The following is a 24,509-nucleotide window of genomic DNA, read 5'->3' as shown; positions in this document are numbered from 1 at the left end:
GTCGAGACCGGCCGCCACCGCCTCTTCGACCACGTACTGGATCGCCGGCTTGTCCACGACCGGGAGCATTTCCTTCGGTGTGGCCTTCGTCGCCGGGAGGAAGCGAGTGCCGAGGCCCGCGGCCGGGGCGCGGGTGCTGGACCTGACCCGGGTGATCGCCGGGCCCGTCGCCACCCGGACGCTCGGGCTGCTCGGCGCGGACGTGCTGCGGATCGATCCGCCCGGGCTCCCCGAGGACGCCGACACCTACGCCGACACCGGCTTCGGGAAGCGGTCCGCCCGACTGGACCTCGCCGACGCGCGGGACCGGGCGGCGTTCGAGGAGCTGCTGGCCCGGGCGGACGTGGTGGTCAGCGGCTACCGGCCGGGCGCCCTGGAGCGGTACGGCCTCGGCGTGGACGAGCTGATGGCCCGGCGGCCGGGCCTGGTGGTGGCGGAGCTGTGCGCCTGGGGCTGGCAGGGCCCGTGGGCCGGCCGCCGGGGCTTCGACTCGCTGGTGCAGGCCGGCTACGGGATCGCGGCGGCCGAGGCCGGTCCGGACGGGCGGCCCGGGGTGCTGCCGGCCCAGGCGCTGGACCACGGCACGGGATACCTGGTCGCGGCCGGGATCCTGCGGGCCCTGGCCCGCGGCGGCGGGCGCAGCCTGCGGTTCTCCCTGGCCGGGACGGCGTCCTGGCTGGTCCGGGACGTTCCGTCCCTCGGCCCGGCCCCGGCCGGTCCACCGGCCGGGGCGGCCGGCGATCACGAGCCCTGGTTGCGGACCGGCCCGTCCGGGTACGGGACGCTGCGCCATGCCGCGTCCCCGCTCGCCGACGGGGTCGGGCCGGCCGACTGGGCCACCGGGCCGTCCCGCTGGGGCACGGACGCGGCCGCCTGGCGCCGCAGCGGCTGAGCGCGGGCGTCAGTCCTGGAGAGGCTTGGTCATGCAGCGGCTGGAGTCGTAGTCGCGGTAGAGGCCGAACTTGCGGTCGGTCAGGGTGTAGCCCGAGGACAGGTACAGGGCGATCGCCTCCGGCTGCTGGTCGCCCGTCTCCAGGGTCATGCGCAGCCGGCCCGCCGCGCGGGCGTCGTCCTCCAGGACGGCCAGGATCTGCCGGGCCAGCCCGCGGCCGCGGGCCTCGGGGACCACGAACATCCGCTTGAGCTCGGCGTCGCCGTCGGCGTAGCCCTCGTCGTTGGCCTCGTGGCTGCGCCAGCCGCCGCTGGCGACCGGGGTGCCGTCGGCGTCGTAGGCCAGCAGGTAGAGCCCGTGCGGCGGGGTGAACATCGACGGGTCGAGCGGGGTGGCGTCGCCCTCGCTCCGGTACCGCTCGGCGTACTCGAGCTGGACCTGGTCGTTCAGTTTCACCGCGTCCGGATGGTCGTACGACACGACGCGGAGCTCTATCCCGTGAGGCATTGGCCCATGGTACGGCGGGCGATCCGGCCGACCGGTCGTCCGGAATGTGGTGCGTCACGGCCCCGCGGCGCGCGGACGAGTACGCTGCACCGGGTTTGTCCGATGTGGGGAGTGTTTGTTGATCACCGTGACCTCCGTGAACGTGAACGGGATCCGGGCCGCGGCCAAGAAGGGCTTCGTGCCGTGGCTGGCCGGGACCGGGGCCGACGTGGTGTGCCTGCAGGAGGTGCGTGCGGAGGCCGAGCAGATGCCGGCCGAGGTGCGGGAGCCGGCCGGCTGGCACACTTTCTTCGCCCCCGCCGCGGCCAAGGGCCGGGCCGGGGTCGCGCTGTACACCCGGCGGGAGCCGGACGCGGTACGGGTGGGGTTCGGCAGCGACGAGTTCGACGCCTCCGGCCGCTACATCGAGGCCGACCTGCCCGGGCTGACGGTGGCCAGCCTGTACCTGCCCTCCGGTGAGGCGGGCACCGAGAAGCAGGACGAGAAGTACCGCTTCATGGACGCGTTCCTGCCCTACCTGGAGCAGCTCAGGGGCAAGGCGGCGGCCGACGGGCGCGAGGTGGTCGTGTGCGGCGACTGGAACATCTGCCACCAGGAGGCGGACCTCAAGAACTGGCGGACCAACCGCAAGAACGCCGGCTTCCTGCCGGAGGAGCGGGAGTGGCTCGGCAAGGTCTACCAGCAGGCCGGGTACGTGGACGTGATGCGTGCCCTGCACCCCGAGCAGGACGGGCCCTACTCGTGGTGGTCCTACCGCGGCCGGGCCTTCGACAACGACGCCGGCTGGCGGATCGACCTCCAGGTGGCCACGCCCGGGCTCGCGGCCAGGGCCGTCAAGGGCTTCGTGGAGCGGGCCGAGACGCACCCCGAGCGGTGGTCCGACCACGCGCCCGTGACCGTCGTCTACGAGCGGGGCTGATCGTCCGGGTCCGGCTCGGCGCCCGCCAGCAGGCGGTCCATCGCCATGGTGAGCTCCGCCTCCACCACGCTCTTGGCCAGCGGCCGCAGCCGGGCCAGGGCCGCCTCGCGGTCGTCGAGGTGGGTGGCGACCAGCTCGGCGAAGAGCTTGGCCATGGCGTCCGTGTGCGCCCGCACCTGGCGGCCGGTCTCCAGGACGGCCGCCAGCGGCACGCCTTCGCGGACCAGGGCCGAGGAGGCGTCGAGCAGCCGCCGGCTGACGTGCACGATCTCGTCGCCGTCGGTGGCGACGTAGCCCAGGGCGAGCGAGGCCGCCAGGTTCTCCGGGGTGACCTCGCCCTCGAAGTAGTCGGCCAGGGCCTCCGGGGTGAGCCGGACCGGGGTCTCCTCGGACCAGCCCATGCCGAGCAGCTCGCTGAGCTGGCCGACGTCGCGCCCGTTCTCGAAGGCGGCGGTCAGTTCCGCGATGCCGCCGAGGGTGTGGCCGCGCTCCAGCAGTGCGGCGATCGTACGGAGCCGGGCCAGGTGGTGGTCGTCGTACCAGGCGATGCGGCCCTCGCGGCGCGGCGGCGGCAGCAGTTTGCGTTCGCGGTAGAAGCGCAGGGTGCGGACGGGGATGCCGGCCGCCTCGGCCAGCTCCTCCGTACGGTATGCGCGTACCGTCTGTTCCGGTCGCTGCTGCTCGTGCTGCTCCTGCTGTTCGTGCGCCACAGCCGCAGCCTATGGCGTACCCGGGGTAACTTTCCCCGCGCGACCCCTACCCATGGGTAGGGAGAAGCTTTAGTCTCCCACCGTGCCAGTGATTGCTGGCAGAGTCTGTGAAGGGCGGCGGGCGTGGGCGAGCATGTGCGCGTGGCGGTGGTCGGATCCGGCTTCGGCGGGCTGGGGGCGGCCGTCCGGCTGCGCCGCGAAGGGATCACCGACTTCGTGGTGCTGGAACGGGCCGACTCGGTCGGCGGGACCTGGCGGGACAACAGCTACCCCGGCTGTGCCTGCGACGTGCCCTCGCACCTGTATTCGTTCTCCTTCGCGCCCAACCCCGACTGGCCGCGCACCTTCTCCGGGCAGCCGCACATCCGGGCCTACCTGGAGCACGTCGCCGACACCTTCGGGCTGCGCCCGCACCTCCGGCTGAACCACGAGGTCCGGATGATGCGCTGGGACGAGACCGAACTGCGCTGGGAGATCGAGACCAGCGGCGGGGACCTCACCGCCGATGTGGTGGTCTCCGCGACCGGGCCCCTGTCGGACCCGAAGATGCCCGAGGTCCCCGGACTGGCGGAGTTCCCCGGCAAGGTCTTCCACTCCGCGCGCTGGGACCACGACTACGACCTGCGCGGCAAGCGGGTCGCGATGATCGGCACCGGCGCCTCGGCGATCCAGATCGTCCCGGCCATCGCCCCCGAGGTGGAGCGGCTGACGCTGTTCCAGCGGACGCCGCCGTGGGTGCTGCCGCGCACCGACCGGGCGATCAGCTCCGTGGAGAAGTGGCTGCACCGCCAGCTCCCGTTCACCCGGGCGGCCCGCCGAGGGCTGCTGTGGGGCATCCGGGAGCTCCAGGTCAGCGCGTTCACCAAGCGGCCCCACCAGCTCGGGCTGATCGAGTCGCTGGCGAAGGCCAACATGGCCCGCTCGATCAAGGACCCGCAGCTGCGGGCGAAGCTGACGCCCTCGTACCGGATCGGCTGCAAGCGGATCCTGCTCTCCAGCGACTACTACCCGGCGCTCGCCCGGCCGGACGTGGACGTGGTGGCCGGCGGGCTGAAGGAGATCCGCGGGTCGGTGCTGGTGGCTGCCGACGGGACGGAGACCGAGGTCGACGCGATCATCTTCGGCACCGGCTTCCACGTCACGGACATGCCCATCGCCGACCGGGTGATCGGCGCGGAGGGCAGGTCGCTGGCGGAGGAGTGGAAGGACGGCATGCGCTCGCTGCGCGGGGCCACCGTCGCGGGCTTCCCCAACTGGATGACGATCATCGGCCCCAACACCGGCCTCGGCAACAGCTCGATGATCCTCATGATCGAGTCGCAGCTGAACTACATGGCCGACTACGTGCGCCAGCTGGGCGTCCTCGGGGGCCGGGCGGCCCTGGCCGCCCGCCCCTCCGCGGTCAACGCCTGGAACCGCCGGGTCCAGGACCGGATGACCCGGACGGTGTGGAACACGGGCGGCTGCACCAGCTGGTACCTCGACGCGGGCGGCCGCAACACCACCGTCTGGCCGGGCACCACCGGCGAGTTCCGGCGCGAGACGCGCACCGTGGATCTGGCCGAGTACGAGGTCCGGCGCCGGCGGGAGTCGGCCCCGGCACTCGCCCGTACGGCCGCCACACCCGCCGCGGCATCCACGACGGCCACGGCCGGTGCGGCGAAGACCCCCGCCGAGGCCGCCACCGGTACGGCCGTGGCGGCGGAGGGGGCGGCATGAGCGGCGCCCGGTACGCCCCGCCCGCGCCCCGGCGGGAGTTCTTCGCCGAGTCCGCCGACGGCTCGCGGCTGCACGTGGAGGTGCACGGCGAGGACGGCGCCCCGACCGTGGTGCTGTCCCACGGCTGGACCTGTTCGACGGCGTTCTGGGCGGCGCAGATCCACGACCTCGCCCGCGACCACCGCGTCGTCGCCTACGACCAGCGCGGCCACGGCCGCAGCCCCGCGGCCGCCGAGCACAGCACCACCGCACTCGCCGACGACCTGGTGGCCGTGCTCCGGGCCACCCTCGCCGACGGGGAGCGGGCGGTCGTCGCCGGCCACTCCATGGGCGGGATGACCGTCATGGCCGCCGCCCGCCGGCCGGAGTTCGTCGCCCATGCCGCGGCCGCGGTGCTGTGCAGCACCGGCAGCACCCGGCTCGTCGAGGAGTCCCGCGTGCTGCCGCTGCCGGCCGGGCCGCTGCGGACCCGGCTCACCCGGGCCGTGCTGAGCACCCGGGCCCCGCTCGGGCCCGTCACGCCGGTCAGCAAGGCCCTGCTGAAGTACGCCACCATGGCCCCCGGTTCGGCCCCCGACAAGGTGGAGGCCTGCGCCCGGATCGTGCACGCCTGCCCGGCCGCGACCCGGCACGCCTGGACGGCGGTGCTGGCCGGGCTGGACCTGGACCGCGACGTGCGCAGCCTCAACCTGCCGACGGCGGTCGTCGGCGGGACCGCCGACCGGCTCACCCCGATCGGGCACGCCCGGGCGCTGGCCGCGGCCCTGCCGCAGTGCGTCGGCCTCACCGAGCTGACCGGCGCGGGGCACATGACCCCCGTCGAGGCGCCCGAAGCCGTCACCGGCGTCATCCGTGAACTGACCCGGACGGTCGAGACGAAGGAGAGGACCTCGTGAATCCCGTGAACGGTCGCAGGAGCCTGCAGGGCCAGGTCGCCGTCGTCACCGGCGCGGCCCGCGGCGTCGGCGAACTGCTGGCGCGCAAGCTGGCCGCGCGCGGCGCGCGCATCGCCCTGGTCGGCCTGGAGCCGGAGGCGCTCAAGGAGGTCTCCGAGCGGCTGCCCACCGACAGCGACCACTGGTTCGCCGACGTCACCGACCCCGAGGCGATGGCCCGGGTGGCCGAGGAGGTCAAGGAGCGCTTCGGCAAGGTGGACATCGTGGTCGCCAACGCCGGCGTGGCCGCCGGCGGTCCCTTCGCCGACTCCGACCCGGACGCCTGGCGCCGGGTGATCGAGGTGAACCTGATCGGCGGCGCGGTCACCGCCCGCGCCTTCCTGCCCGCGCTGCGGGCCGGCCGCGGCTACTTCCTCCAGGTCGCCTCGCTCGCCGCGATCACCCCCGCCCCGATGATGACGGCGTACTGCGCCTCCAAGTCCGGGGTCGAGGCCTTCGCGCACTGTCTGCGCGCCGAGGTCGGCCACCAGGGCGTCAAGGTCGGCGTCGGCTACCTGTCCTGGACCGACACCGACATGGTGCGCGGCGCCGACGAGCACGAGGTCATGCGCGAGATGCGGCAGCGGCTGCCGTGGCCGGCCAACCGGACCTACCCGCTCGGCCCGGCCGTGGACCGGATCGTCGCCGGGATCGAGCGGCGCTCGGCGCACGTGTACGCCCAGTGGTGGCTGCGCGGGATGCAGGGCGTGCGCGGCTACCTGCCGGGGGTCGTCGCGTTCGGCGGACAGCGCGAGATGAAGCGCATCGCACCGCGGCTGGCGGGCGTCCCCACGGGGCTGGTCGGGGCCGGCGGAGCGGCCGACGAGGCGGAGCGCACCCAGCGCCGCTGACCGAAATGCGGCGTTCGTCCCGCCGTGCAAGTCTGGTCGGGGCCCAGTCCCCCACACCCTCCAGGAGGGAAACGCATGGGCATCAAGGACCAGTTCCAGGACAAGGCGCAGGAGCCGTCTGGCAAGGCCGCACAGGCCAGGAAGCGGGGCCAGGACGAGGCGTCCCGGCGCTCGCAGCAGCCCAAGGAGAAGAAGGAGCAGGGCCAGGAGAGCCTGGACGACCTGCGGGGTGAGATGGACGACCCCTGGGACTGACCAGGCGGTGACCCCTCGGCACCGACCACGCGCGCAAGGGGCGCGGCCGTTCCGGAACGGCCGCGCCCCTTGCGCAGGCCCGCCGCGCCCCGCCGCGGCGGGCCTGCGCCTCGTACGACCGCGGTGCCTCCTCGGACACGGCCGCGGCGGCGTCTCCTACGACCGCGGCGGCAGCTTCGGGCGCCGCCGGTCCGGTACGTCCTCGTACCCGGGAGGGACCGCGGCCGGGTCCTGCTCCAGCAGCTCCAGCGCCAGGTGCACGGCGTCGTCGAGCTGGGCGTAGCGTCCTTCGGCCCAGTCCAGCGGGGTGCGCAGCACCTCCAGGTCCGGTTCCACACCGTGGTTCTCCACCGACCAGCCGTACTCGGGGAACCAGGCCGCGTTCATCGGCACGGTGATCACCGTGCCGTCGCCCAGGGTGTGCCGTCCGGTCATGCCGACCACTCCGCCCCAGGTGCGCTGGCCGACCACGGGGCCCAGACCCAGCAGTTTGAACGCCGCGGTGATCATGTCCCCGTCGGAGGAGGTCGCCTCGTCGGCGAGGGCCACCAGCGGACCGCGCGGGGCGTTGGAGGCGTAGCTGACCGGCTGGGCGTCGCGGGTGAGGTCCCAGCCCAGGATGGAGCGGCTGAGCTTCTCCACCACCAGCTCGCTGATGTGCCCGCCCGCGTTGCCGCGGACGTCCACGATCAGCGCGGGCCGGGACATCTCCATGCGCAGGTCCCGGTTGAACTGCGCCCAGCCGGATCCGCCCATGTCGGGGATGTGCAGGTAGCCGCACTTGCCGCCGCTGAGCTCGCGGACCACCGCGCGGCGCTTGGCCACCCAGTCCTGGTAGCGCAGCGGGCGTTCGTCGACGAGCGGTACGACCGCCACCCGGCGGGGCCGGCCCTCGCCCTCGGCCGGCTTGAACGTCAGCTCCACCGTGGTCCCGCCGGCCGCGGTCAGCAGCGCGGCGGGGCCGGCCACCGGGTCCACCGGGCGGCCGTCGATGTGGGTGAGGACGGCGCCCTCGCGGATGCCGCTGCCGGCCAGCGGAGAACGGGCCTTGGAGTCGGAGGAGTCGCCGGGCAGGATCCGGGTGAGCAGCCACTGGCCGTCCCGGCAGACGAAGTTGGCGCCGAGCAGCCCGATGGCCCGCTGGTAGTGCGGCGGGCCCTCGTTGCGCCGGGCCGGGGCGACGTAGGCGTGCGAGGTGCCGAGCTCGCCGAGGACCTCGCGCAGCAGGTCGGCGAACTCGTCGGGCGAGGCGACCCGTTCGACCAGCGGCCGGTACTGGGCGAGGACCGCGTCCCAGTCGATGCCGCACATCTGCGGTTCCCAGAAGTAGGCGCGGATGATCCGGCCGGCCTCCTCGTAGGCCTGGCGCCACTCGGCCGCCGGGTCCACCTCGTGCAGGATGCGCCGCAGGTCCAGGTAGACGGTGGAGTCGCTGTCGCCGGACTCGGTGGCCGGGACCGCCCGCAGGTCGCCGTCGTCGTTGACCACCATCCGCGAGCCGTCGCCGCTGACCTCGAACCAGTCCAGGCCGGAGGCGAGTTCGGTCTTGCGGGCCTTGGTGATGTCGAAGTGCTCCAGGGTGGGCTTGCCGCTGATGTCGGCCGGATTGGCGAAGGTCTCGCCGAGTGCGCCCGAGATCGGCCAGCGCAGCCACACCAGCCCGCCGCCGCTGACCGGGTGCAGCGCCGAGTACTTGGAGGCGGTGACCGGGAAGGGGTGCACCCGGTTCTCCAGCCCCTCCACCTCCACGGTGACCGCGCCGGAGCCGTCGCCGGGGTCGGACTCGCCCGGGTCCAGCCCGCCCGCCGCCGGGCGGCCGTCGGGGGAGAGGGCGAACGGCGAGGGGGTGGCCGAGGACAGCGGCACCAGGTACGGGCGGCAGCCCAGCGGGAAGGACAGGTCCCCGGTGTGGACGTCGTAGACGGGGTCGAAGCCGCGCCAGGACAGGAAGGCCAGGTAGCGGCCGTCCCGGGTGAAGACGGGGTTCTCGTCCGCGAAGCGGCCGTTGGTGACGTCCACGATCTGGCGGGGGCCCGGACCGGAGATCCGGGCCATCTTGATCTGCCGCAGGGACCGTCCGATGCCGGGGTGCGACCAGGTCAGCCAGTCGCCGTCGGGGGAGAAGGCGAGGTCGGTGACAGGCCCGTTGAGGGACCGGATCAGCTCGGTCACCACCCCGCCGGCCACCCCGGCCACCCCGGCCTCCCCGGTCTCTGCGTCTGCGTCGGCCTCGCCGTCGGACTCCGCTCCCGGCCCCTCGTCGGTCCCTGGGCCGGACCCCTCGGTGTCCACCGCCCCGGTGGCGCCGGCCCCCTCGACGTCCGCCGCCGGCTCCCCGCCGGCCTCCTCGCTCGTGTCGATGAGCAGCAGCCGGCCGTCGTGGGAGGCGATGGCCAGGCGCTCGCCGTCGGGGTCGGAGACCATCTCCAGGACCCGGCCCAGGGCGCCGGAGGCCAGCCGGCGCGGCGGGCGGTCCCCGGAGGCCCGCGGCAGGTAGGCGATCTCGACGGCGTCCTCGCCCTCGGCGTCCGTGACGTACGCGACCTGCCCGCCGCTGCCCAGCATCTCCGGCAGCCGCACCCGGACCCCGGGCGTGTCCGCGATGGTCCGGGCCGGGCCGTCGCGGTGGGTGAGCCAGTACAGGCTGCCGCGCACGGTGACGGCGCTGGCCCGGCCGGTGGTGTCCACCGAGACCGCGTCGAGGTGGCTGGCCGCCGGGACCTGGTACGTACGCCGGCCCGCGCGGGTGCCGCCCAACCGGACGGCGAGCTTGCGCGGGGTGGCGCCGGGGTCGAGGGACTCGACCAGCCAGAGGTCGCCGGCGCACTGGTAGACCACCCGGGAGCCGTCACCGGAGGCGTGCCGGGCGTAGAACTCGTCGTGGTCGGTGTGGCGGCGCAGGTCGCTGCCGTCGGGCCGGCAGGAGTAGAGGTTGCCGACGCCCTCGTGGTCGGAGAGGAAGGCGATCCGGCCCGCCACGAACAGGGGCGCCTCCAGATGCCCGTCGAGGTCGGGCAGCAGCCGTTCGCCGTGCAGCCAGAGCCGGCCGGTGGCGCCGCCGCGGTAGCGCTTCCAGGCGGCCGGCTCGTGCGGGGGCTTGCCGGTGAGCAGCAGGGTGCGGCGTTCCGGGGTGCCGTCCTCGCCGGGCTCCTCGTGGACGGCGATGTCGGAGACCGGGCCCCAGGGCAGCTTGCCGCCGGGGCTGCCGTCGGTGGGCAGGCTGTAGGCCCAGGAGAAGTAGGAGAACGGTTGCCCGTGCGAGGAGACGGCCAGGATGTCGCTGTTGCCGTCCTTGTCGGGCGGGGTCCAGCCGCACACCCGGGTGTCGGTGGAGCCCCAGTGGCTGAGCCGGCGGGCCGGGCCGCCGTCCACCGGGACCAGGTGCACCTCGGGGTCGAGGCTGCGCCAGGTGGTGAAGGCGATCTGCCGGCCGTCGGGGGAGAACCGGGGGTGGCCGACCCGGGTCCGGTCGACGGTGATCCGCCAGGCCCGGCCGGGGGTGATCCCCTCGCCGACCAGGGGGGCGACCCAGAGGTCGTCCTCGGTGGCGAAGCACAGCAGGTCGTCGTGCAGGTGCGGGAACCGGAGATACGCGACGTCGTGGCTCACCCCCTCATGCTTTCCGCGCCGGGGGGCCCGGGCAACTCGTACGCGTGATCCATGCCACGCCGCCAACGAAACGAAACGGTTTCGTTCCGCGGCGGGGAGGGGTATGGTCGTAGGTGTACGAAACAGTTTCGTTCGGAGGGAGAGACGGAGATGGCCGACGCGGAGTCGACCCGGCGCAGCCGGATCACCCCCGAGCGGGAGGCCGAACTGCACGGAGCGGTCCTGGACCTGCTCCGCGAGGTCGGCTACGAGGCGTTGACCATGGACGCGGTCGCCGCCCGTACGAAGTCCAGCAAGGCCACGCTCTACCGCCAGTGGGGCAGCAAGCCGGAGCTGGTGGCCCGGGCCCTGCGCTGCACCCAGCCGGTCTCCCTGGGGGAGATCGACACGGGCACGCTGCGCGGGGACTTCGCGGTCATGGTCGAGAGCTCGGACAACGACCAGATGGCCAAGGACACCGCGTTGCTGCGCGGACTGGCCCACGCCGTCCACGAGAGCCCGGAGCTCCACAAGGCGCTGCGGGACCTGCTGGTCGACCCCGAGATCACCGGAATGCAGGCCATCCTGCGGCGGGCCGTGGACCGGGGCGAGGTCGCCGCGGACTGTCCGGCCCTGGACTTCGTCCCGCACCTGCTCATCGGGGCGTTCATCGCGCTCCCGCTGATCGAGGACAGGCCCGTGGACCGGGCCTTCCTGAGCCAGTTCCTCGACGCCGTGGTCTTCCCCGCCCTCGGCGTCTAGTCACCCTCCCCGCGCACCACCGCTGCTCCTGACACGTTCCGCTCTCGTCGTCGGGCCGGCTCTCCATGCCTCGCACCCATCCCACGACTCGAACGGGAGAACCACCGACGTGGCCACCTTCCTCTACCGACTCGGCAAGGGCGCCTTCCGGCGCCGACGCCTCGTCGCCCTCGTCTGGGTGGCGCTGCTGTTCCTCGCCGGCTTCGGCGCGGCGACCGCGGCGACGCCCTCCTCCGGCTCCTTCTCGATCCCCGGCACGGAGGCGCAGCGTGCCTTCGACCTTCTGGAGAAGCGTTTCCCCGGGGCCTCCGCCGACGGCGCCACGGCCCGTATCGTGATCAAGGCCCCGGCGGGCGGCACGGTCAACGACCCCGGCACGAAGACCCAGGTCGAGAAGATCGTCTCGGGTCTGAACAGCGGCCCGGGCAAGGACCAGGTCGCCTCCGTCGCCGACCCGTACCAGACGCACGCCATCAGCCAGGACGGCTCCACCGCCTACGCCACGGTGAAGTACAAGGTCAGCGGCATGGAGCTGACCGACGAGGCGCGGGACGCGCTCAAGGCGTCCGGCGACGAGGCCCGGGCGGCGGGCGTGCAGGTCGAGATCGGCGGTGACGCCCTGATGGCGGCCCCCGAGACCGGCTCCAGCGAGGCCATCGGCATCGTCATCGCCGCCATCGTGCTGGTGATCACCTTCGGTTCGCTGGTCGCGGCCGGACTGCCGCTGCTGACCGCGCTGATCGGCGTCGGCATCGGCGTCTCGTCCATCACCGCCCTGGCCAACGTGCTGGACCTGGGCACCACCACCTCCACGCTGGCGATGATGATCGGCCTCGCGGTCGGCATCGACTACGCCCTCTTCATCGTCTCCCGCTACCGCGCGGAGCTCGCCGAGGGCCGCGAGCGCGACGAGGCCGCCGGCCGGGCCGTCGGCACCGCCGGTTCCGCCGTGGTCTTCGCCGGTCTGACCGTGGTCATCGCCCTGGTGGGCCTGGCCGTCGTCAACATCCCGATGCTGACCAAGATGGGCGTGGCCGCCGCCGGCACCGTGGCCATCGCGGTGTTCGTCGCCCTCACGCTGGTCCCGGCCATCCTCGGCTTCGCCGGCCGCCGGGTGCTGCCCGCGGGCACGAAGAGCAAGCTGTTCGGCGGGGGCCGGGCCAAGGCCGCCGAGGCCACGGACCGGCCCAACGGCGGGACCCGCTGGGCCCGGTTCGTCCTGCGCCGGCCGGTGGTCGTGCTGCTGGCCGGTGTGATCGGCCTCGGTGTGGTCGCCCTGCCCGCGAGCAAGCTGGAGATGGGCCTGCCGGACGACGGCGCCAAGGCCGTCTCCAGCAGCCAGCGCAAGGCCTACGACCTCATATCCGACGGCTTCGGCCCCGGCTTCAACGGCCCGCTGATGGTGGTCGTCGACGGCGACAAGGCGCTCGCCGACAAGACCTTCGACCGGCTGACCGGGCTCGACGGCATCGCCAAGGGCGGTGACGGCAAGCCGCTGGTGATGCCGCCGCAGCTCAACGAGCAGGGCAACGCCGCGATCATCACGGTCATCCCGGCCGACCGCCCGTCCTCGCACGCCACCGAGGACCTGGTCCACGAGATCCGCGCGAACAGCCCGCGTGAGGTCATGGTCAGCGGCACCACCGCGATCAACATCGACTTCTCGCAGAAGATGAACGACGCGCTGCTGCCCTACCTGGCGCTGGTCGTCGGCCTCGCCTTCCTGCTGCTGATCCTGGTCTTCCGTTCCGTCCTGGTCCCGCTCAAGGCCGCCCTCGGCTTCCTGCTCTCGGTGGTCGCCGCCCTCGGCGCGGTCGTCGCGGTCTACCAGTGGGGCTGGCTCGGCTCGCTGTTCGGCGTGGACCAGCCCGGCCCGATCATGAGCATGATGCCGATCTTCATGGTGGGCGTGGTCTTCGGTCTGGCCATGGACTACGAGGTCTTCCTCGTCACCCGGATGCGCGAGGCGTACGTCCACGGCGAGCGCCCCGGCCAGGCCATCGTGACCGGCTTCCAGCACAGCGCCCGGGTGGTCACGGCCGCCGCGGTGATCATGATCGCGGTGTTCGCCGGGTTCATCGGCATGGACGACCAGATGGTCAAGATGATCGGCTTCGGCCTCGCGATCGCCGTGCTCTTCGACGCCTTCGTGGTCCGTATGGCCATCGTCCCGGCGGTCCTGGCCCTGCTCGGCCACAAGGCCTGGTGGCTGCCGAAGTGGCTGGACCGGCTGCTGCCGGACGTGGACGTCGAGGGCGAGGGGCTGCGCAAGCACCTGGAGTCCGCGGCCCCGCAGGCCGGCCCCGACACCGAGCGCGAGCTCGTCAAGGCCTGACCCCGGCCCGACCCGCTCCGGTCGCGCGGCGCCGCCGCCGGACCACCCGGCCCCGTACCTCGTCACCGAGGTACGGGGCCGGGCCCTTTCACCGAGGTACGCCGAGGTGCGCCGAGGTGCGGGCCGGGCCCGCTACGCCTGACGGGTGAGGACGGGTGCGTGGGTGCGGCGCAGGAAGCGCCGCAGGGCCGCGCTGTCGAACTGCACCATGGCCACGCCCTCGGGCGAATGGAACTCCACCACCGCCTGCACCCGTCCGCACGGCCACACCCGTACGTCGCCCGATCCGGTCGGCCCCTGGAGCCCGGCCTCCAGCAGGGCGCGGGGGAAGACCCATTCGTTCTCGGTGCCCTCGGGGGACAGCCCCGCCGGGAAGACGATCCGTACGGCCAGGGGCTCGGCGACGGTGAACCGCAGGGCCACCGGAATGACGCGGTAGAGCGGGTCGTCAGTGATCACGCGGGCGCGTACCCGCTCTTCGACGGCAGCAGGGATCGTGGACATCGACCGACTCCTCGCGTGATCAAGCGGGACAAAACAGTCTTTGTTGTCCCCCAGCCTCGCATATTCCGACGAAACCGCGCGCTTCGTTTTGTGGACCGTGCGCTCTTGCCACTGGTTTGCAAGTGGGCACTATTCTTGAACGGCTAAAGAACATGTAAGAGCCGATGACCCAGTGTGAAGGCGGAGCGTCCCCCATGCATGTACCCGACGGATTCATCGACGCCCCCGTCTCCGTCGCCGCGGGGGTCGCCGCGGCCGCCGCGGTCGGCCTCGGCCTGCGCGGCGCGCGCCGCGAGCTGACCGCGGGCGAGGGGCCGGGAGCCGGCGACGGGCGCACCGCGCCGCTGGCCGGCCTGGTCGCCGCCTTCATCTTCGCCGTGCAGATGCTCAACTTCCCCGTCGCCGCCGGTACCAGCGGACACCTGCTCGGCGGGGCGCTCGCCGCGATACTCGTCGGACCGTGGACCGGAATTCTGTGCGTCTCGGTGGTCCTGCTCCTGCAGGGCGTGCTGTTCGCCGACGGCGGTCTGACCGCCCTCGGGGTGAACATCACCACCATGGGCGTGGTCACCGTCGTCGTCGCCTACACCGTCTTCCGCGGCCTGCTCGCGGTGCTGCCCAGGACCCGGCGCTCGGTCACCGTGGCCTCCTTCGCCGGCGCCCTGCTCTCCGTACCGGCCGCCGCCGCCTTCTTCACCCTGCTCTACGCCCTCGGCGGCACCACCGACGTCCCCGTCGGCAAGGTGTTCACCGCCATGGTCGGCGTCCACACCCTCATCGGCCTCGGCGAGGCCGCCATCACCGCCGCGACCGTCGGCGCCGTGCTCGCCGTCCGCCCCGACCTGGTGCACGGCGCGCGCGGCCTGGCCACCCCGCTCAAGCTCCGCGTCGGCGGCGAACTGGTCGACGCCCCCGCGGCCGCCCCCGCCGCGGCCCCGGCTGCGGCCGGCCGTCCCGTGACCCGGATCTGGGCCACCGGCCTGGTCACCGCGCTGGTGCTGGCCGGGTTCGTCTCCTTCTACGCCTCCGCCAGCCCCGACGGACTGGAGAAGGTCGCCGCCGACCAGGGCATCGACGCCAAGGTGGAGGAGCACGCGGCGGCCGGTTCCCCGCTCGCCGACTACGCCGTCAAGGACGTTGCTGACGCACGGCTCTCCGGCGGCCTGGCCGGTGCGCTCGGTGTCGGGGCCACCGTGGTCGTGGGCACCGGCGTGTTCTGGGTGGCCCGGGGCCGCCGCCGTACGCCCGCCACCGTGGACGCCTGACATGGGCGCGGGCCACGCCCACAAGCTGTACCGGCACGGCCACTCGGCCGTTCACGCGCTCCCGCCGCACTGCAAGCTCGCCGCCACCTTCGCCTTCGTCGTGCTGGTCGTGGCCACCCCGCGCGAGGCGATGTGGGCCTTCGGCCTGTACGCCGTCCTGCTCGCGGCCGTCGCCGCGGTGGCCCGGGTACCGGCCGGCTTCGTGCTGCGGCGGCTGCTGATCGAGGTGCCGTTCGTGGCCTTCGCCGTGCTCCTGCCGTTCGTGGCCGAGGGCGAGCGGATCGAGGTCCTCGGGACCTCCCTGAGCGTCTCCGGCCTCTGGGGCGCCTGGAACGTGCTGGCCAAGGGCACCCTCGGCGTCGCCGCCTCCGTGCTCCTGGCCGCCACCACCGACCTGCGCGCCCTGCTCACCGGACTCCAGCGGCTGGGCCTGCCCCCGCTGCTGGTCCAGATCGCCTCGTTCATGGTCCGCTACGGCGACGTGATCACCGACGAGCTGCGCCGGATGTCGGTGGCCCGCCGCTCGCGCGGCTTCGAGGCCAGCGGGATCAAGCACTGGGGGGTGCTGGCCAAGACCGCCGGCGCCCTGTTCATCCGCTCCTACGAACGCGGGGAACGGGTCCACCTGGCCATGGTCAGCCGCGGCTACGCCGGGGCGATGCCGGTGATCGACGAGGTGGTCGCCACGCGGGCCCAGTGGGCGTACGCGGCCGCACTGCCGACGACGGCGCTCGCCGTCTGCGTGATGGGATGGACGCTGTGACCGACACCTTCGACACCCCCTCCCTGGCCGTCTCCGGCCTCGCCTACGCCTACCCCGACGGCCACCAGGCGCTGTTCGGCGTCGATCTGACCGTCGGCCGCGGCGAGCGGGTCGCCCTGCTCGGGCCCAACGGCGCCGGCAAGACCACCCTGGTGCTGCACCTCAACGGCATCCTCGGCGGCGGGGTGGGCACGGTGACGGTGGCCGGACTGCCGGTGGAGAAGCGGAACTTCGCCGAGATCCGGCGCCGGGTCGGCATCGTCTTCCAGGACCCCGACGACCAGCTCTTCATGCCGACCGTGCGCGAGGACGTCGCCTTCGGACCGGCCGCCGCCGGGCTGCGCGGCGCCGAGCTGGAGGCGCGGGTGCGTACCGCCCTGGAGAAGGTGGGCATGGCCGCGTTCGCCGACCGGCCGCCGCACCACCTCTCCTTCGGCCAGCGCCGGCGGGTCGCCGTCGCCACCGTCCTGGCCATGGAGCCGGAGATCCTGGTGCTGGACGAGCCCTCGTCCAACCTGGACCCGGCCTCCCGCCGGGAGCTCGCGGACATCCTGCGCTCCCTGGACGTCACCGTCCTGATGGTCACCCACGACCTGCCCTACGCCCTGGAGCTGTGCCCGCGCTCGGTGATCCTCAGCGAGGGCGTGATCGCGGCCGACGGGCGCACCCAGGACCTGCTGTGCGACGAGCCGCTGATGGCGGCCCACCGGCTGGAGCTGCCGTTCGGCTTCGACCCGCGCTCGGTGGTCGTGGCGTAGGCCCGCTGCCGCGGCCGGCCGTGGCGTAGGTCTCTTACCGGCCGGTAGCGGCATATCCGGCCGGTGGGTGCTGTTGGAGCCGCTCGTGGACATCCAGGGTGTGGTGGCGGAGGGCTTCGAGCCCGTCAGGGACGCGTTCGCGCGCAACTTCGAGGTGCTCGGCGACCGGGGCGCCGCGGTCGCGGTCTACCGGGACGGACGCCCCGTCGTGGACCTGTGGGCCGGCACCGCGGACGCCGACGGCACCGCCGCGTGGACGGCCGGCACCGCGCAGATCGTCCGCTCCGCCACCAAGGGCGTGGCCGCCGCCGTACCGCTCCTGCTGCACCAGCGGGGGCTGCTGGACCTGGACGCGCCGGTGGGCTCGTACTGGCCCGAGTTCAAGGCGGGCGGCAAGGAACGCACCCGGGTCCGGCACCTGCTCACCCACCAGGCGGGCGTCCCGGCGCTGGACCGCGGGCTGACGGCGGCCGAGGCCGCCGACGGGGTCTCCGGGCCGCGCGCCGTCGCCGCGCAGCCCGCCTTCTGGGAGCCCGGCACCGACCACGGCTACCACGCCCAGACCTTCAGCTGGCTGCTGTCCGAGCTGGTGCTCCGGGCGACGGGGCGCACCCTGGGCAGCCTGTTCGCCGAGGAGATCGCCGAGCCGCTCGGGCTGGAGTTCTGGATCGGGCTGCCGGAGGCCGAGGCCGGCCGGGTGGGCCGGGTGGCCCCGGTGGATCCGCCGGAGCACGCGGCCGGCCTGAGGACCCGGCCCCGGCGGAACGTCGCCGCGGCCTACGCCGACCCCGCCTCGCTGACCCGCCGCGCCTTCGCGGCCATCGACCCGCTGCCCGACGAGAACGACCCCGGCTACCGGGCCGCCGAACTGCCGGCCTCCGCGGGCATCGGCACGGCCCGCGCCCTGGCCCGTTTCTACGCGGCCACCTTCGGCGTGGTCGAGGACGGCGCCCGGATCTTCACCCCGGCGACCACCGCCCTGGCGGGCAAGGAGCTGGCCGCCGGACCGGACCGGGTGCTGGTCGTGGGCACCCGCTTCGGGCCCGGCTACATGCTGCACGGCCCGGCGGCCCCGCTGCTCTCCCCGGCCTCGTACGGGCACCCGGGCCGCGGCGGCTCCCTCGGCTTCGCCGACCCCGACACGGGCATCGGCTTCGGCTACGTCACCAACGCCCTGGCCAAGTCGGTCACGGCCGACCCCCGGGCCCAGGCCCTGGTCCGCGCCCTGCGCGACTGCCTGGACCGGCAGGGCTGAGCAGGGGCCCGGGCCTGCGAGCACAGCCGCGCGGCCCGGGCCGTACCCGTCAGGAGCGCAGCACCGCCGCCACGATCGGGCCGGCCGCGTCGCCGCCGTGCCCGCCGCCCTCGACCATCGCGGCCGCGGCCACGTCCCCGCCGAAGCCGGTGAACCAGCTGTCGGGGGCGGCCGCTCCGTCCACCTCGGCCGAGCCGGTCTTGGCGCCCTTGTCGCCGCCGACCGAGGCCATCGCCCGGGCGGCCGTACCGCTGGTGGCGGTCTGCCGCATCATCGAGACGAGCTGGGCCGCCACCGACGGCTTCATCGCCCGGGCGGCCTTGGCCAGCGGCCGGCCGTCCAGGTCCGCCGGGACGATCACCGGCTGGCGGAACACCCCGGTCCGGGCGGTCGCCGTGATCGAGGCCATGGTCAGCGGGTTCATCTGGACCTGGCCCTGGCCGATGTAGGCGGCCGCGGCGGACGGGCCCGAGGTCTCCGGGACCCGGCCGTCGAACGAGGGGATGCCCGTCTTCCAGTTGTCCAGGCCGATCCCGAAGACCTCACGGGCCTCCCGGGGCAGCGCGCCGTTGTCCTTCACGTCGTCGATCTGGCCGATGAAGGCGGTGTTGCAGGACCGGGCGAAGCTGGTCGCGAACGTCGCCCCGTCGAGCGCGAAGCCGTTCAGGTTGCGGAAGACCTTGCCCTCCCAGGAGGCCGTGGCCGGGCACGCCGCCGGCCGGTCGGCCGCCACCAGCCCGCGGTCCAGCAGCATCGCCGCGGTCACGATCTTCAGGGTGGAGCCGGGTGCGCGGGCGCCCTGCATGGCCGCGTTGAAGCCGTCCTTGCGGTGGTTGGCCACCGCCAGCACGTCCCCGGTGCTCGGCCTGATCGCCACCACCGACGACTCCGGGTACGCCGCCACGGCCTGCTCGGCCGCCGCCTGCACCCGGGCGTCCAGCCGGGTCCGGATCGTCCCCGGCTCGCCCTCGGTCAGGGACAGCAGGGTCCGCCGCGCGCCGCCCGGGCCCGCCGGTTCGATCCACAGCTCGGCGCCGGCCCGGCCGCCGGCCTTCGCGCCGTAGGTCTGGCGCAACTGGTCCAGGACGGGCTTCAGCGACGGGTACTTCTGCGCCGTCAGCTCCTCGCCGTCGCGGTCCACGGCCTTGACCGGCGGCGCGGCCTGGGTGCCCGTGCGCAGGCTCTCGCCCCGCCCGAGCTGCGGGTGGAGCACGGAGGGCTGCCATTCCACCAGCGGCCGGCCCGTGGTCGTGCCGCGCACCACGGTCAGCTTCGACTCGTAGGCCAGCGGCTTGGTGACCCCCTCGTACGTCACCTCGGCGGCGACGGAGAACGGCACGGTCGTGCCGGCCGGGGTGCCGGGGGTGATCACGGCCTTGGACACGTGCGCGGTGGACCGGAAGCCCCCGACGGCCTGGCGCACCGCGGCCGCGTCCGTGCTCAGCCCGGCCGCCGCGCCCTCGTCCCCGGCCGCCCAGGCCGCCAGGAACGCCTTGGCCGTCTCGGCGGTCTCCTTCCCGGTCGGCGGTCCGCCGCCCCGCGGGGCCGTGGCCGCCGTGCCGTCCCCCTGACTGCCCGCGCCGTCGACCAGCGTGTACACCCCGTACGCGGCCCCGCCCACCATCGCGAGGAACACCCCGCCGACGACCGCGCCCTTCGCTGCCCCGTTCATGTTCGTCCCCTCCCCAGGAGTCACAGCGTGCTCCGCTGTATTTGAACATGTTCAGGCACATTAGACCCAGGTGTCCAACCACATCCGGCCACGCCAGGAGTCCATGGGCAGGGTCTGGCCGGTGTAGACCGGCCAGAAGTAGATGAAGTTCCACACGATCAGCAGGACCAGCACCCCGGCCCCGATCGCCCCGATCGTGCGCCGCCGTTCCGAGGAGCCGGCCGGTCCCAGCAGGGCGCCGATCATCATCGCCAGGGCCAGGCACAGGTACGGGACGAAGACCACCGCGTAGAAGTAGAAGATGGTCCGCTCCTGGTAGTTGAACCAGGGCAGGTAGCCGGCCGCCAGCGCGCACAGGATCGCCCCCGCCCGCCAGTCACGGCGGAAGAACCAGCGCCACAGCACGTAGAGCACCGCGAAGCAGGCGGACCACCACAGCAGCGGAGTGCCCAGGGCCAGCACCTCACGGGCGCACTTGCCGGTCTCGGTGACCGGGCAGCCGTCCGTGCCCGGCGCCGGGGACTCGTAGAAGTAGGAGACGGGCCGGCCCAGGACCAGCCAGCTCCACGGGTTCGACTCGTAGGTGTGACCCGAGGTCAGACCCACGTGGAACTTGTACACCTCGGTCTCGTAGTGCCACAGGCTGCGCAGCCAGTCGGGCAGGAACGACCAGAACCCGTCGGCCGGTTGCTTGGCGGCCCAGTCCCGGAAGTAGCCCCCCTTGCCGTTGTCGGGGCTGAGGATCCAGCCCGCCCACGAGACCAGGTACACCCCCACGGCGACCGGTACGACGGACAGGAACGCCGGCAGCGCGTCCCGCCGCAGCATGGCCCGGTACGGGGCGCCACCGCCCGCGACCCGGCGCGCCGAGGCGTCCCACAGGACGGTCAGCACCCCGAAGAAGGCCAGCACCACCAGCCCGTTCCACTTGGTGCCGAACGCCAGGCCCAGGCACACGCCCGCCAGGATCCGGTACGGCCGCCACCCGAGCCGCAGCGACTCCGCGACCACCGCGTCGGGCCGGGTGCGCCCCTCCGCGTCCACCGGCAGCGCCGCGGCCAGCCGGGCCCGCGCCCGGTCCCGGTCGACCAGCAGACAGCCGAAGGCCGCCAGCACGAAGAACATCAGCACCAGGTCCAGCAGCGCCGTCCGGCTCATCACCAGGTGCAGCCCGTCCACCGCGAGCAGCGCGCCCGCCAGACACCCCAGGAACGTGGACCGCAGCAGCCGCCGCCCGATCCGGCACAGCATCAGCACGGACAGGGTGCCCAAGAGGGCGGTCATGAACCGCCAGCCGAACGGGTCGAAGCCGAACATCCACTCGCCGAGCCCGATGACCCACTTGCCGACCGGCGGGTGCACCACGTACCCCGGGTCCAGCGGCAGCGCCACCCCGTGCGGGTCGGCGATGACCGACTTGTCGATGTCCTTGGGCCAACTCGCCTCGTAGCCCTGCTGGATGGTGGCCCAGGCGTCCTTGGCGTAGTACGTCTCGTCGAATATCACCGCCTTCGGCCTGCCCAGGTGCCAGAACCTCAGCACCCCGGCCACCAGCGCCACCGCCAGCGGCCCCACCCAGGCCAGCACGCGCTCCAGCGTGCCCGCGGCACGCGCCCGTACCCCGAGTGCCGCCCACAGATGGGCGGACGGCCGGGCGTACGGCGGGACCAGCCGCGCCCGTACGTCGTCCAGCGGCGGCGGGGTGGTCGCGGAGGGCTGCGGCAGCGTCGCGGTACTGGTCACCGGGTCATCGTAGGGAACGCACCTGTGCGCGCGGCGTGGGCGGGGCGTCCGCTTGAGAGGATGGGCCCGTGACAACTGCGCAGACCGACCCCCATGGTGCCCTCGGCGACGGTGTACTCGTCCTCGCCGGAACCCCGATCGGCGACCTCGCCGACGCCCCGCCGCGACTCGCCGCCGAACTGGAGCGCGCCGACGTGGTGGCGGCCGAGGACACCCGGCGGCTGCGCCGGCTGACGCAGGGGCTCGGGGTGCACACCACCGGGCGTGTCGTGTCGTACTTCGAGGGCAACGAGTCCGCCCGCACCCCCGAACTGGTCGAGGCGCTGACCGGCGGCGCGCGGGTGCTGCTGGTCACCGACGCGGGCATGCCCTCGGTCTCCGACCCCGGTTACCGCCTGGTCGCGGCCGCCGTGGAGCACGGGATCAAGGTCACCGCGGTGCCCGGGCCGTCCGCCGTGCTGACCGCGCTGGCGCTGTCCGGGCTGCCGGTGGACCGGTTCTGCTTCGAGGGCTTCCTGCCGCGCAAGGCCGGCGAACGGCTCGGCCGGCTGCGCGAGGTCGAGGCCGAACGGCGCACGCTCGTCTACTTCGAGGCCCCGCACCGGCTCGACGACACCCTGGCCGCGATGGCCGAGGTCTTCGGCGCGGACCGGCGGGCCGCGGTGTGCCGCGAACTGACCAAGACCTACGAGGAGGTCCGGCGCGGCGGGCTCGGCGAACTGGCCGCCTGGGCGGCCGAGGGCGTCAAGGGCGAGATCACCGTCGTGGTCGAGGGCGCCCCGCAGGCGGGCCCCGGCGAGGTCGACGCCGAGGAACTGGTGCGCCGGGTGCAGGTGCGCGAGGAGGCGGGGGAGCGGCGGAAAGAAGCCATCGCGGCGGTCGCGGCCGAGGCCGGGCTACCCAAGCGCGAGGTCTTCGACGCCGTGGTCGCGGCAAAGAATGCGGTACGAAAGGCGCCCTGAGACGGTAAAGAGCTAATCTGAAAAGCAAAGCTCAGACCGCGCACCGGGCGCTTGGGGAATGACTCTCCCAAGGACCGTCCAACAGTCGACAGGGCCTGATGCGCTCCTGGCCGAAACGGCGTCCACTGGCGTAAGACAAACCAGCGGACCAGAGGAGCCGGCATGAGTGAGATCGCAGACACTCCTATCCCCGCCCCTGCGGCCCCGGCGCCCACGATCCCGGGGGTGCAGATCGTCCACGAGGCCTACTCGTTCGCCTGCATGCGCTGCGGATACGCCTGGGAGCAGGCGTACGAGATCGAGCACCACACGGACGCCAAGGGGGAGCCGTTCATCATCTACACGGCCGGGGGTGAGCGGGTGCCGTCCCCGCTGTCCAACCCCACCTGCCACAACTGTGACGGGCACGTGGTGCGGATCATGCGCGAGGGGAAGGTCGGATCGGTCCTCGGCATGCTCGACCAGCTCTACCACGACCGCCGGATCGCTCCGGGCATCGCCGGGCCCGTCCCGGCCACGCACGACCACGACCACGCCAGCGGGACCCGGCGCCGCGCCGGGCAGCACACCGGCCGGCGGCTGCCGCAGACCGGGCCCCACGACGCCCCCGGGCCGGTGAGCGTCGGCTCGGCCGAGCCCGCGGGGGAGCGGAGCGGGGGGCTGCTGGCCCGCCTGAGGAGAATGCTGGGCCGGTCATAAGATCACCGGTATGAGCCCTTCCTCCGCCGCCTCCGCCGACGCCCTGCCGCCGCTGCCCGAACCCCTGCGGGTGGCGGTGGCCGACTCCCACACCCACCTCGACATGCAGTCCGGCACGGTCGAGGAAGCCCTGGCCAAGGCCGCGTCGGTGGGGGTGACCAGGGTGGTCCAGGTCGGCTGCGACCTGAAGGGCTCGCGCTGGGCGGCGGAGACCGCGGCGGCGTACGAGAACGTGCACGCGGCCGTCGCCCTTCACCCGAACGAGGCGCCCCGGATCGTCCACGGGGACCCTGAGGGAGGCTGGTCGCGGCAGGGGGCCCGGGCGGGCGGCGGGGACGCCGCGCTGGACGAGGCGCTGGCCGAGATCGAGGCGCTGGCGGCGCTGCCGCACGTGCGGGCCGTGGGCGAGACCGGGCTGGACTTCTTCCGGACCGGTCCGGAGGGGACGGCGGCGCAGGAGCGGTCCTTCCGGGCGCACATCGAGATCGCCAAACGGCAGGGCAAGGCCCTGGTCATCCACGACCGCGAGGCCCACGCGGACGTGCTGCGCGTGCTGCGGGAGGAGGGCGCGCCCGAGCGGACGGTGTTCCACTGCTTCTCGGGCGACGCGGAGATGGCGGCGGAGTGTGCCGCCGCCGGGTACTACATGTCCTTCGCGGGCACGGTGACCTTCAAGAACGCGCAGGGGTTGCGGGACGCGCTGGCGGTGGCCCCGCTGGAACTGGTCCTGGTCGAGACCGACGCCCCGTACCTGACCCCGGCCCCCTACCGGGGCCGGCCCAACGCGCCGTACCTGATCCCCCTGACGGTCCGCGCGATGGCCGCCGTGCGGGGCCTGCCCGAGGACACCATGGCCACGGCGCTGTCCACCAACACGGCCAAGGCCTTCGGCTACTGACCGAACCCAGGTGGTCCCGGCCGCCGTCCGGCCGCCTGCCGATGGGTGGCCGCTCGCGCAGTTCCCCGCGCCCCTGAGGGGACATGCCCAGGGGCGCGAGGAACTGCGCGCCCAGCCCACGACCGCCCGCAGGTGTCGGACGGCGGTCTCCCCCCAGGGGCGCGGGGAACTGCGCGCTCGGCCCTCCGCGGTGCGCGGGTGAGGGACGGCATGGCCCCGCCGGGGCGACACGCACGGTGAGCGGGCGAGTTGGGAGAGTGACCGCGGCTCCGCTAGTGTGCCGTGCCCGGGTCAGGGGGCCGAGCAGTGGAGCGAGCGTGAGCGATAGCCAGGGCGGCCGTCGCCGCGGGTCCGGGCGCCGGGGCGCCCGTGCCGCGGCCGTTGCGGCTCCGCCGGAGCCGGAGCCGGAGCCGGATCCGGAGCCGCTCCGCCAGGACCCGTACGCGTACGTCAGCGACCCCCGTGAGGGTGACTGGGGCGCCGGCGCCCCGGACCTCCCCGCCCCCCGCGCCGGCAC

Annotated in this window: 21 protein-coding genes and 2 pseudogenes; 16 read left to right on the top strand and 7 right to left on the bottom strand. The window is 73.8% G+C overall.

Annotated elements, in window-relative coordinates; genetic code table 11:
• Positions 1-174: sugar phosphate nucleotidyltransferase (locus tag EF918_RS38155; RefSeq protein ID WP_312847832.1), on the bottom strand; the 174-nt coding region annotated here is incomplete at its 3' end.
• Here EF918_RS38155 and EF918_RS14500 point away from each other — a divergent pair.
• Positions 116-892 (top strand): annotated as a pseudogene (locus tag EF918_RS14500) (CoA transferase); the annotation flags it as partial. The gene EF918_RS38155 and the pseudogene EF918_RS14500 overlap by 59 nt on opposite strands.
• A 9-nt stretch (positions 893-901) precedes the next feature.
• Here EF918_RS14500 and EF918_RS14495 read toward each other — a convergent pair.
• Positions 902-1,399: a GNAT family N-acetyltransferase gene (locus EF918_RS14495; protein ID WP_125645600.1), complete on the bottom strand. Its 498-nt coding sequence runs from the start codon at positions 1,397-1,399 to the stop codon at positions 902-904.
• Positions 1,400-1,517: 118 nt separating this feature from the next.
• Here EF918_RS14495 and EF918_RS14490 point away from each other — a divergent pair, with 118 nt between their 5' ends.
• On the top strand, positions 1,518-2,318 hold the full coding sequence (locus EF918_RS14490) for an exodeoxyribonuclease III (protein WP_125645598.1): 801 nt from the start codon (positions 1,518-1,520) through the stop codon (positions 2,316-2,318).
• Here the strand turns inward: EF918_RS14490 and EF918_RS14485 are convergent.
• Positions 2,303-3,028 carry a MerR family transcriptional regulator gene (locus EF918_RS14485; RefSeq protein WP_125645596.1) on the bottom strand — a complete coding sequence of 242 codons (726 nt, stop codon included), beginning with the start codon at positions 3,026-3,028 and terminating at the stop codon, positions 2,303-2,305. The genes EF918_RS14490 and EF918_RS14485 overlap by 16 nt on opposite strands.
• A 123-nt stretch (positions 3,029-3,151) precedes the next feature.
• On the opposite strand from EF918_RS14485, the gene EF918_RS14480 reads away from it, so the two are divergent.
• From EF918_RS14480 to EF918_RS14465, 4 genes are all read left to right on the top strand, one after another.
• Positions 3,152-4,747, top strand: a complete 1,596-nt coding sequence (locus EF918_RS14480) for an NAD(P)/FAD-dependent oxidoreductase (protein ID WP_125645594.1) — start codon at positions 3,152-3,154, stop codon at positions 4,745-4,747.
• Positions 4,744-5,643 (top strand): alpha/beta fold hydrolase, encoded by a 900-nt coding sequence (locus EF918_RS14475; RefSeq protein ID WP_125645592.1) that lies wholly within the window; start codon positions 4,744-4,746, stop codon positions 5,641-5,643. Before EF918_RS14480 ends, EF918_RS14475 begins: the two co-directional genes overlap by 4 nt.
• Before the next feature lie 5 nt (positions 5,644-5,648).
• Positions 5,649-6,533 carry an SDR family oxidoreductase gene (locus tag EF918_RS14470; protein ID WP_125645602.1) on the top strand — a complete coding sequence of 295 codons (885 nt, stop codon included), beginning with the start codon at positions 5,649-5,651 and terminating at the stop codon, positions 6,531-6,533.
• Between the two features lie 75 nt (positions 6,534-6,608).
• Entirely contained in the window at positions 6,609-6,788 is a 180-nt protein-coding gene (locus tag EF918_RS14465; RefSeq protein WP_125645590.1) for a hypothetical protein, read from the top strand.
• Between the two features lie 156 nt (positions 6,789-6,944).
• On the opposite strand, the gene EF918_RS14460 is transcribed toward EF918_RS14465, so the two are convergent.
• On the bottom strand, positions 6,945-10,397 hold the full coding sequence (locus EF918_RS14460; protein ID WP_125645588.1) for a S41 family peptidase: 3,453 nt from the start codon (positions 10,395-10,397) through the stop codon (positions 6,945-6,947).
• A gap of 150 nt (positions 10,398-10,547) precedes the next feature.
• Here EF918_RS14460 and EF918_RS14455 point away from each other — a divergent pair, with 150 nt between their 5' ends.
• Both EF918_RS14455 and EF918_RS14450 read left to right on the top strand, forming a co-directional pair.
• Positions 10,548-11,138: a TetR/AcrR family transcriptional regulator gene (locus tag EF918_RS14455; protein ID WP_125645586.1), complete on the top strand. Its 591-nt coding sequence runs from the start codon at positions 10,548-10,550 to the stop codon at positions 11,136-11,138.
• Between the two features lie 109 nt (positions 11,139-11,247).
• Positions 11,248-13,473 carry an MMPL family transporter gene (locus EF918_RS14450; protein WP_125645584.1) on the top strand — a complete coding sequence of 742 codons (2,226 nt, stop codon included), beginning with the start codon at positions 11,248-11,250 and terminating at the stop codon, positions 13,471-13,473.
• A gap of 132 nt (positions 13,474-13,605) precedes the next feature.
• Here the strand turns inward: EF918_RS14450 and EF918_RS14445 are convergent, their stop codons facing one another.
• Positions 13,606-13,977, bottom strand: a complete 372-nt coding sequence (locus EF918_RS14445) for an SsgA family sporulation/cell division regulator (RefSeq protein WP_125645582.1) — start codon at positions 13,975-13,977, stop codon at positions 13,606-13,608.
• Between the two features lie 194 nt (positions 13,978-14,171).
• On the opposite strand from EF918_RS14445, the gene EF918_RS14440 reads away from it, so the two are divergent.
• From EF918_RS14440 to EF918_RS14425, 4 genes are all read left to right on the top strand, one after another.
• On the top strand, positions 14,172-15,242 hold the full coding sequence (locus EF918_RS14440) for an energy-coupling factor ABC transporter permease (protein WP_125645579.1): 1,071 nt from the start codon (positions 14,172-14,174) through the stop codon (positions 15,240-15,242).
• A gap of 1 nt (position 15,243) precedes the next feature.
• On the top strand, positions 15,244-16,005 hold the full coding sequence (gene cbiQ / locus EF918_RS14435; RefSeq protein ID WP_125645577.1) for a cobalt ECF transporter T component CbiQ: 762 nt from the start codon (positions 15,244-15,246) through the stop codon (positions 16,003-16,005).
• Positions 15,993-16,763 carry an energy-coupling factor ABC transporter ATP-binding protein gene (locus EF918_RS14430; protein WP_125645575.1) on the top strand — a complete coding sequence of 257 codons (771 nt, stop codon included), beginning with the start codon at positions 15,993-15,995 and terminating at the stop codon, positions 16,761-16,763. The genes cbiQ and EF918_RS14430 overlap by 13 nt, the downstream gene beginning before the upstream one ends.
• 85 nt (positions 16,764-16,848) lie before the next feature.
• The gene (locus EF918_RS14425; RefSeq protein ID WP_125645573.1) at positions 16,849-18,018 is read left to right on the top strand and encodes a serine hydrolase domain-containing protein; all 1,170 of its coding nucleotides are present in this window, start codon (positions 16,849-16,851) and stop codon (positions 18,016-18,018) included.
• Positions 18,019-18,067: 49 nt separating this feature from the next.
• On the opposite strand, the gene EF918_RS14420 is transcribed toward EF918_RS14425, so the two are convergent.
• Entirely contained in the window at positions 18,068-19,690 is a 1,623-nt protein-coding gene (locus EF918_RS14420; RefSeq protein WP_125645571.1) for a penicillin-binding transpeptidase domain-containing protein, read from the bottom strand.
• 60 nt (positions 19,691-19,750) lie between these two features.
• Positions 19,751-21,433: a dolichyl-phosphate-mannose--protein mannosyltransferase gene (locus tag EF918_RS14415; protein ID WP_125645569.1), complete on the bottom strand. Its 1,683-nt coding sequence runs from the start codon at positions 21,431-21,433 to the stop codon at positions 19,751-19,753.
• A 68-nt stretch (positions 21,434-21,501) separates the two neighbouring features.
• Between EF918_RS14415 and rsmI the strand changes: the two genes are divergently transcribed.
• The 4 genes and pseudogenes from rsmI to EF918_RS37685 form a co-directional block, all read left to right on the top strand.
• A complete protein-coding gene (rsmI, locus tag EF918_RS14410) occupies positions 21,502-22,395 on the top strand; it encodes a 16S rRNA (cytidine(1402)-2'-O)-methyltransferase (RefSeq protein WP_125645567.1) in 894 nt (297 codons plus the stop codon).
• A gap of 261 nt (positions 22,396-22,656) precedes the next feature.
• Complete coding sequence (locus EF918_RS14405; protein ID WP_260610195.1) at positions 22,657-23,094, top strand: hypothetical protein; 438 nt, start codon at positions 22,657-22,659, stop codon at positions 23,092-23,094.
• 10 nt (positions 23,095-23,104) lie between these two features.
• Positions 23,105-23,992, top strand: coding sequence for a TatD family hydrolase (locus EF918_RS14400; RefSeq protein WP_125645563.1), 888 nt, complete (start codon positions 23,105-23,107; stop codon positions 23,990-23,992).
• Positions 23,993-24,309: 317 nt separating this feature from the next.
• Positions 24,310-24,509, top strand: a pseudogene (locus EF918_RS37685) (hypothetical protein); the annotation flags it as partial.

Origin of the sequence: Streptomyces sp. WAC06614 (assembly GCF_003949795.1) — a bacterium.
Taxonomy (GTDB): Bacteria; Actinomycetota; Actinomycetes; order Streptomycetales; family Streptomycetaceae; genus Streptomyces.
Note: the sequence above shows the minus strand (reverse complement) of the source record. Positions and strands in the feature narration are given on the sequence as shown.

Coding starts and splice junctions, on each gene's coding strand:
- EF918_RS14495 (WP_125645600.1), bottom strand. CDS start 1,399: ATGCCTCACGGGATAGAGCTCCGCGTCGTGTCGTACGACCATCCGGAC.
- EF918_RS14475 (WP_125645592.1), top strand. CDS start 4,744: ATGAGCGGCGCCCGGTACGCCCCGCCCGCGCCCCGGCGGGAGTTCTTC.
- EF918_RS14465 (WP_125645590.1), top strand. CDS start 6,609: ATGGGCATCAAGGACCAGTTCCAGGACAAGGCGCAGGAGCCGTCTGGC.
- EF918_RS14455 (WP_125645586.1), top strand. CDS start 10,548: ATGGCCGACGCGGAGTCGACCCGGCGCAGCCGGATCACCCCCGAGCGG.
- EF918_RS14445 (WP_125645582.1), bottom strand. CDS start 13,977: ATGTCCACGATCCCTGCTGCCGTCGAAGAGCGGGTACGCGCCCGCGTG.
- EF918_RS14440 (WP_125645579.1), top strand. CDS start 14,172: ATGCATGTACCCGACGGATTCATCGACGCCCCCGTCTCCGTCGCCGCG.
- cbiQ (WP_125645577.1), top strand. CDS start 15,244: ATGGGCGCGGGCCACGCCCACAAGCTGTACCGGCACGGCCACTCGGCC.
- EF918_RS14430 (WP_125645575.1), top strand. CDS start 15,993: ATGGACGCTGTGACCGACACCTTCGACACCCCCTCCCTGGCCGTCTCC.
- EF918_RS14420 (WP_125645571.1), bottom strand. CDS start 19,690: ATGAACGGGGCAGCGAAGGGCGCGGTCGTCGGCGGGGTGTTCCTCGCG.
- EF918_RS14405 (WP_260610195.1), top strand. CDS start 22,657: ATGCGCTGCGGATACGCCTGGGAGCAGGCGTACGAGATCGAGCACCAC.
- EF918_RS14400 (WP_125645563.1), top strand. CDS start 23,105: ATGAGCCCTTCCTCCGCCGCCTCCGCCGACGCCCTGCCGCCGCTGCCC.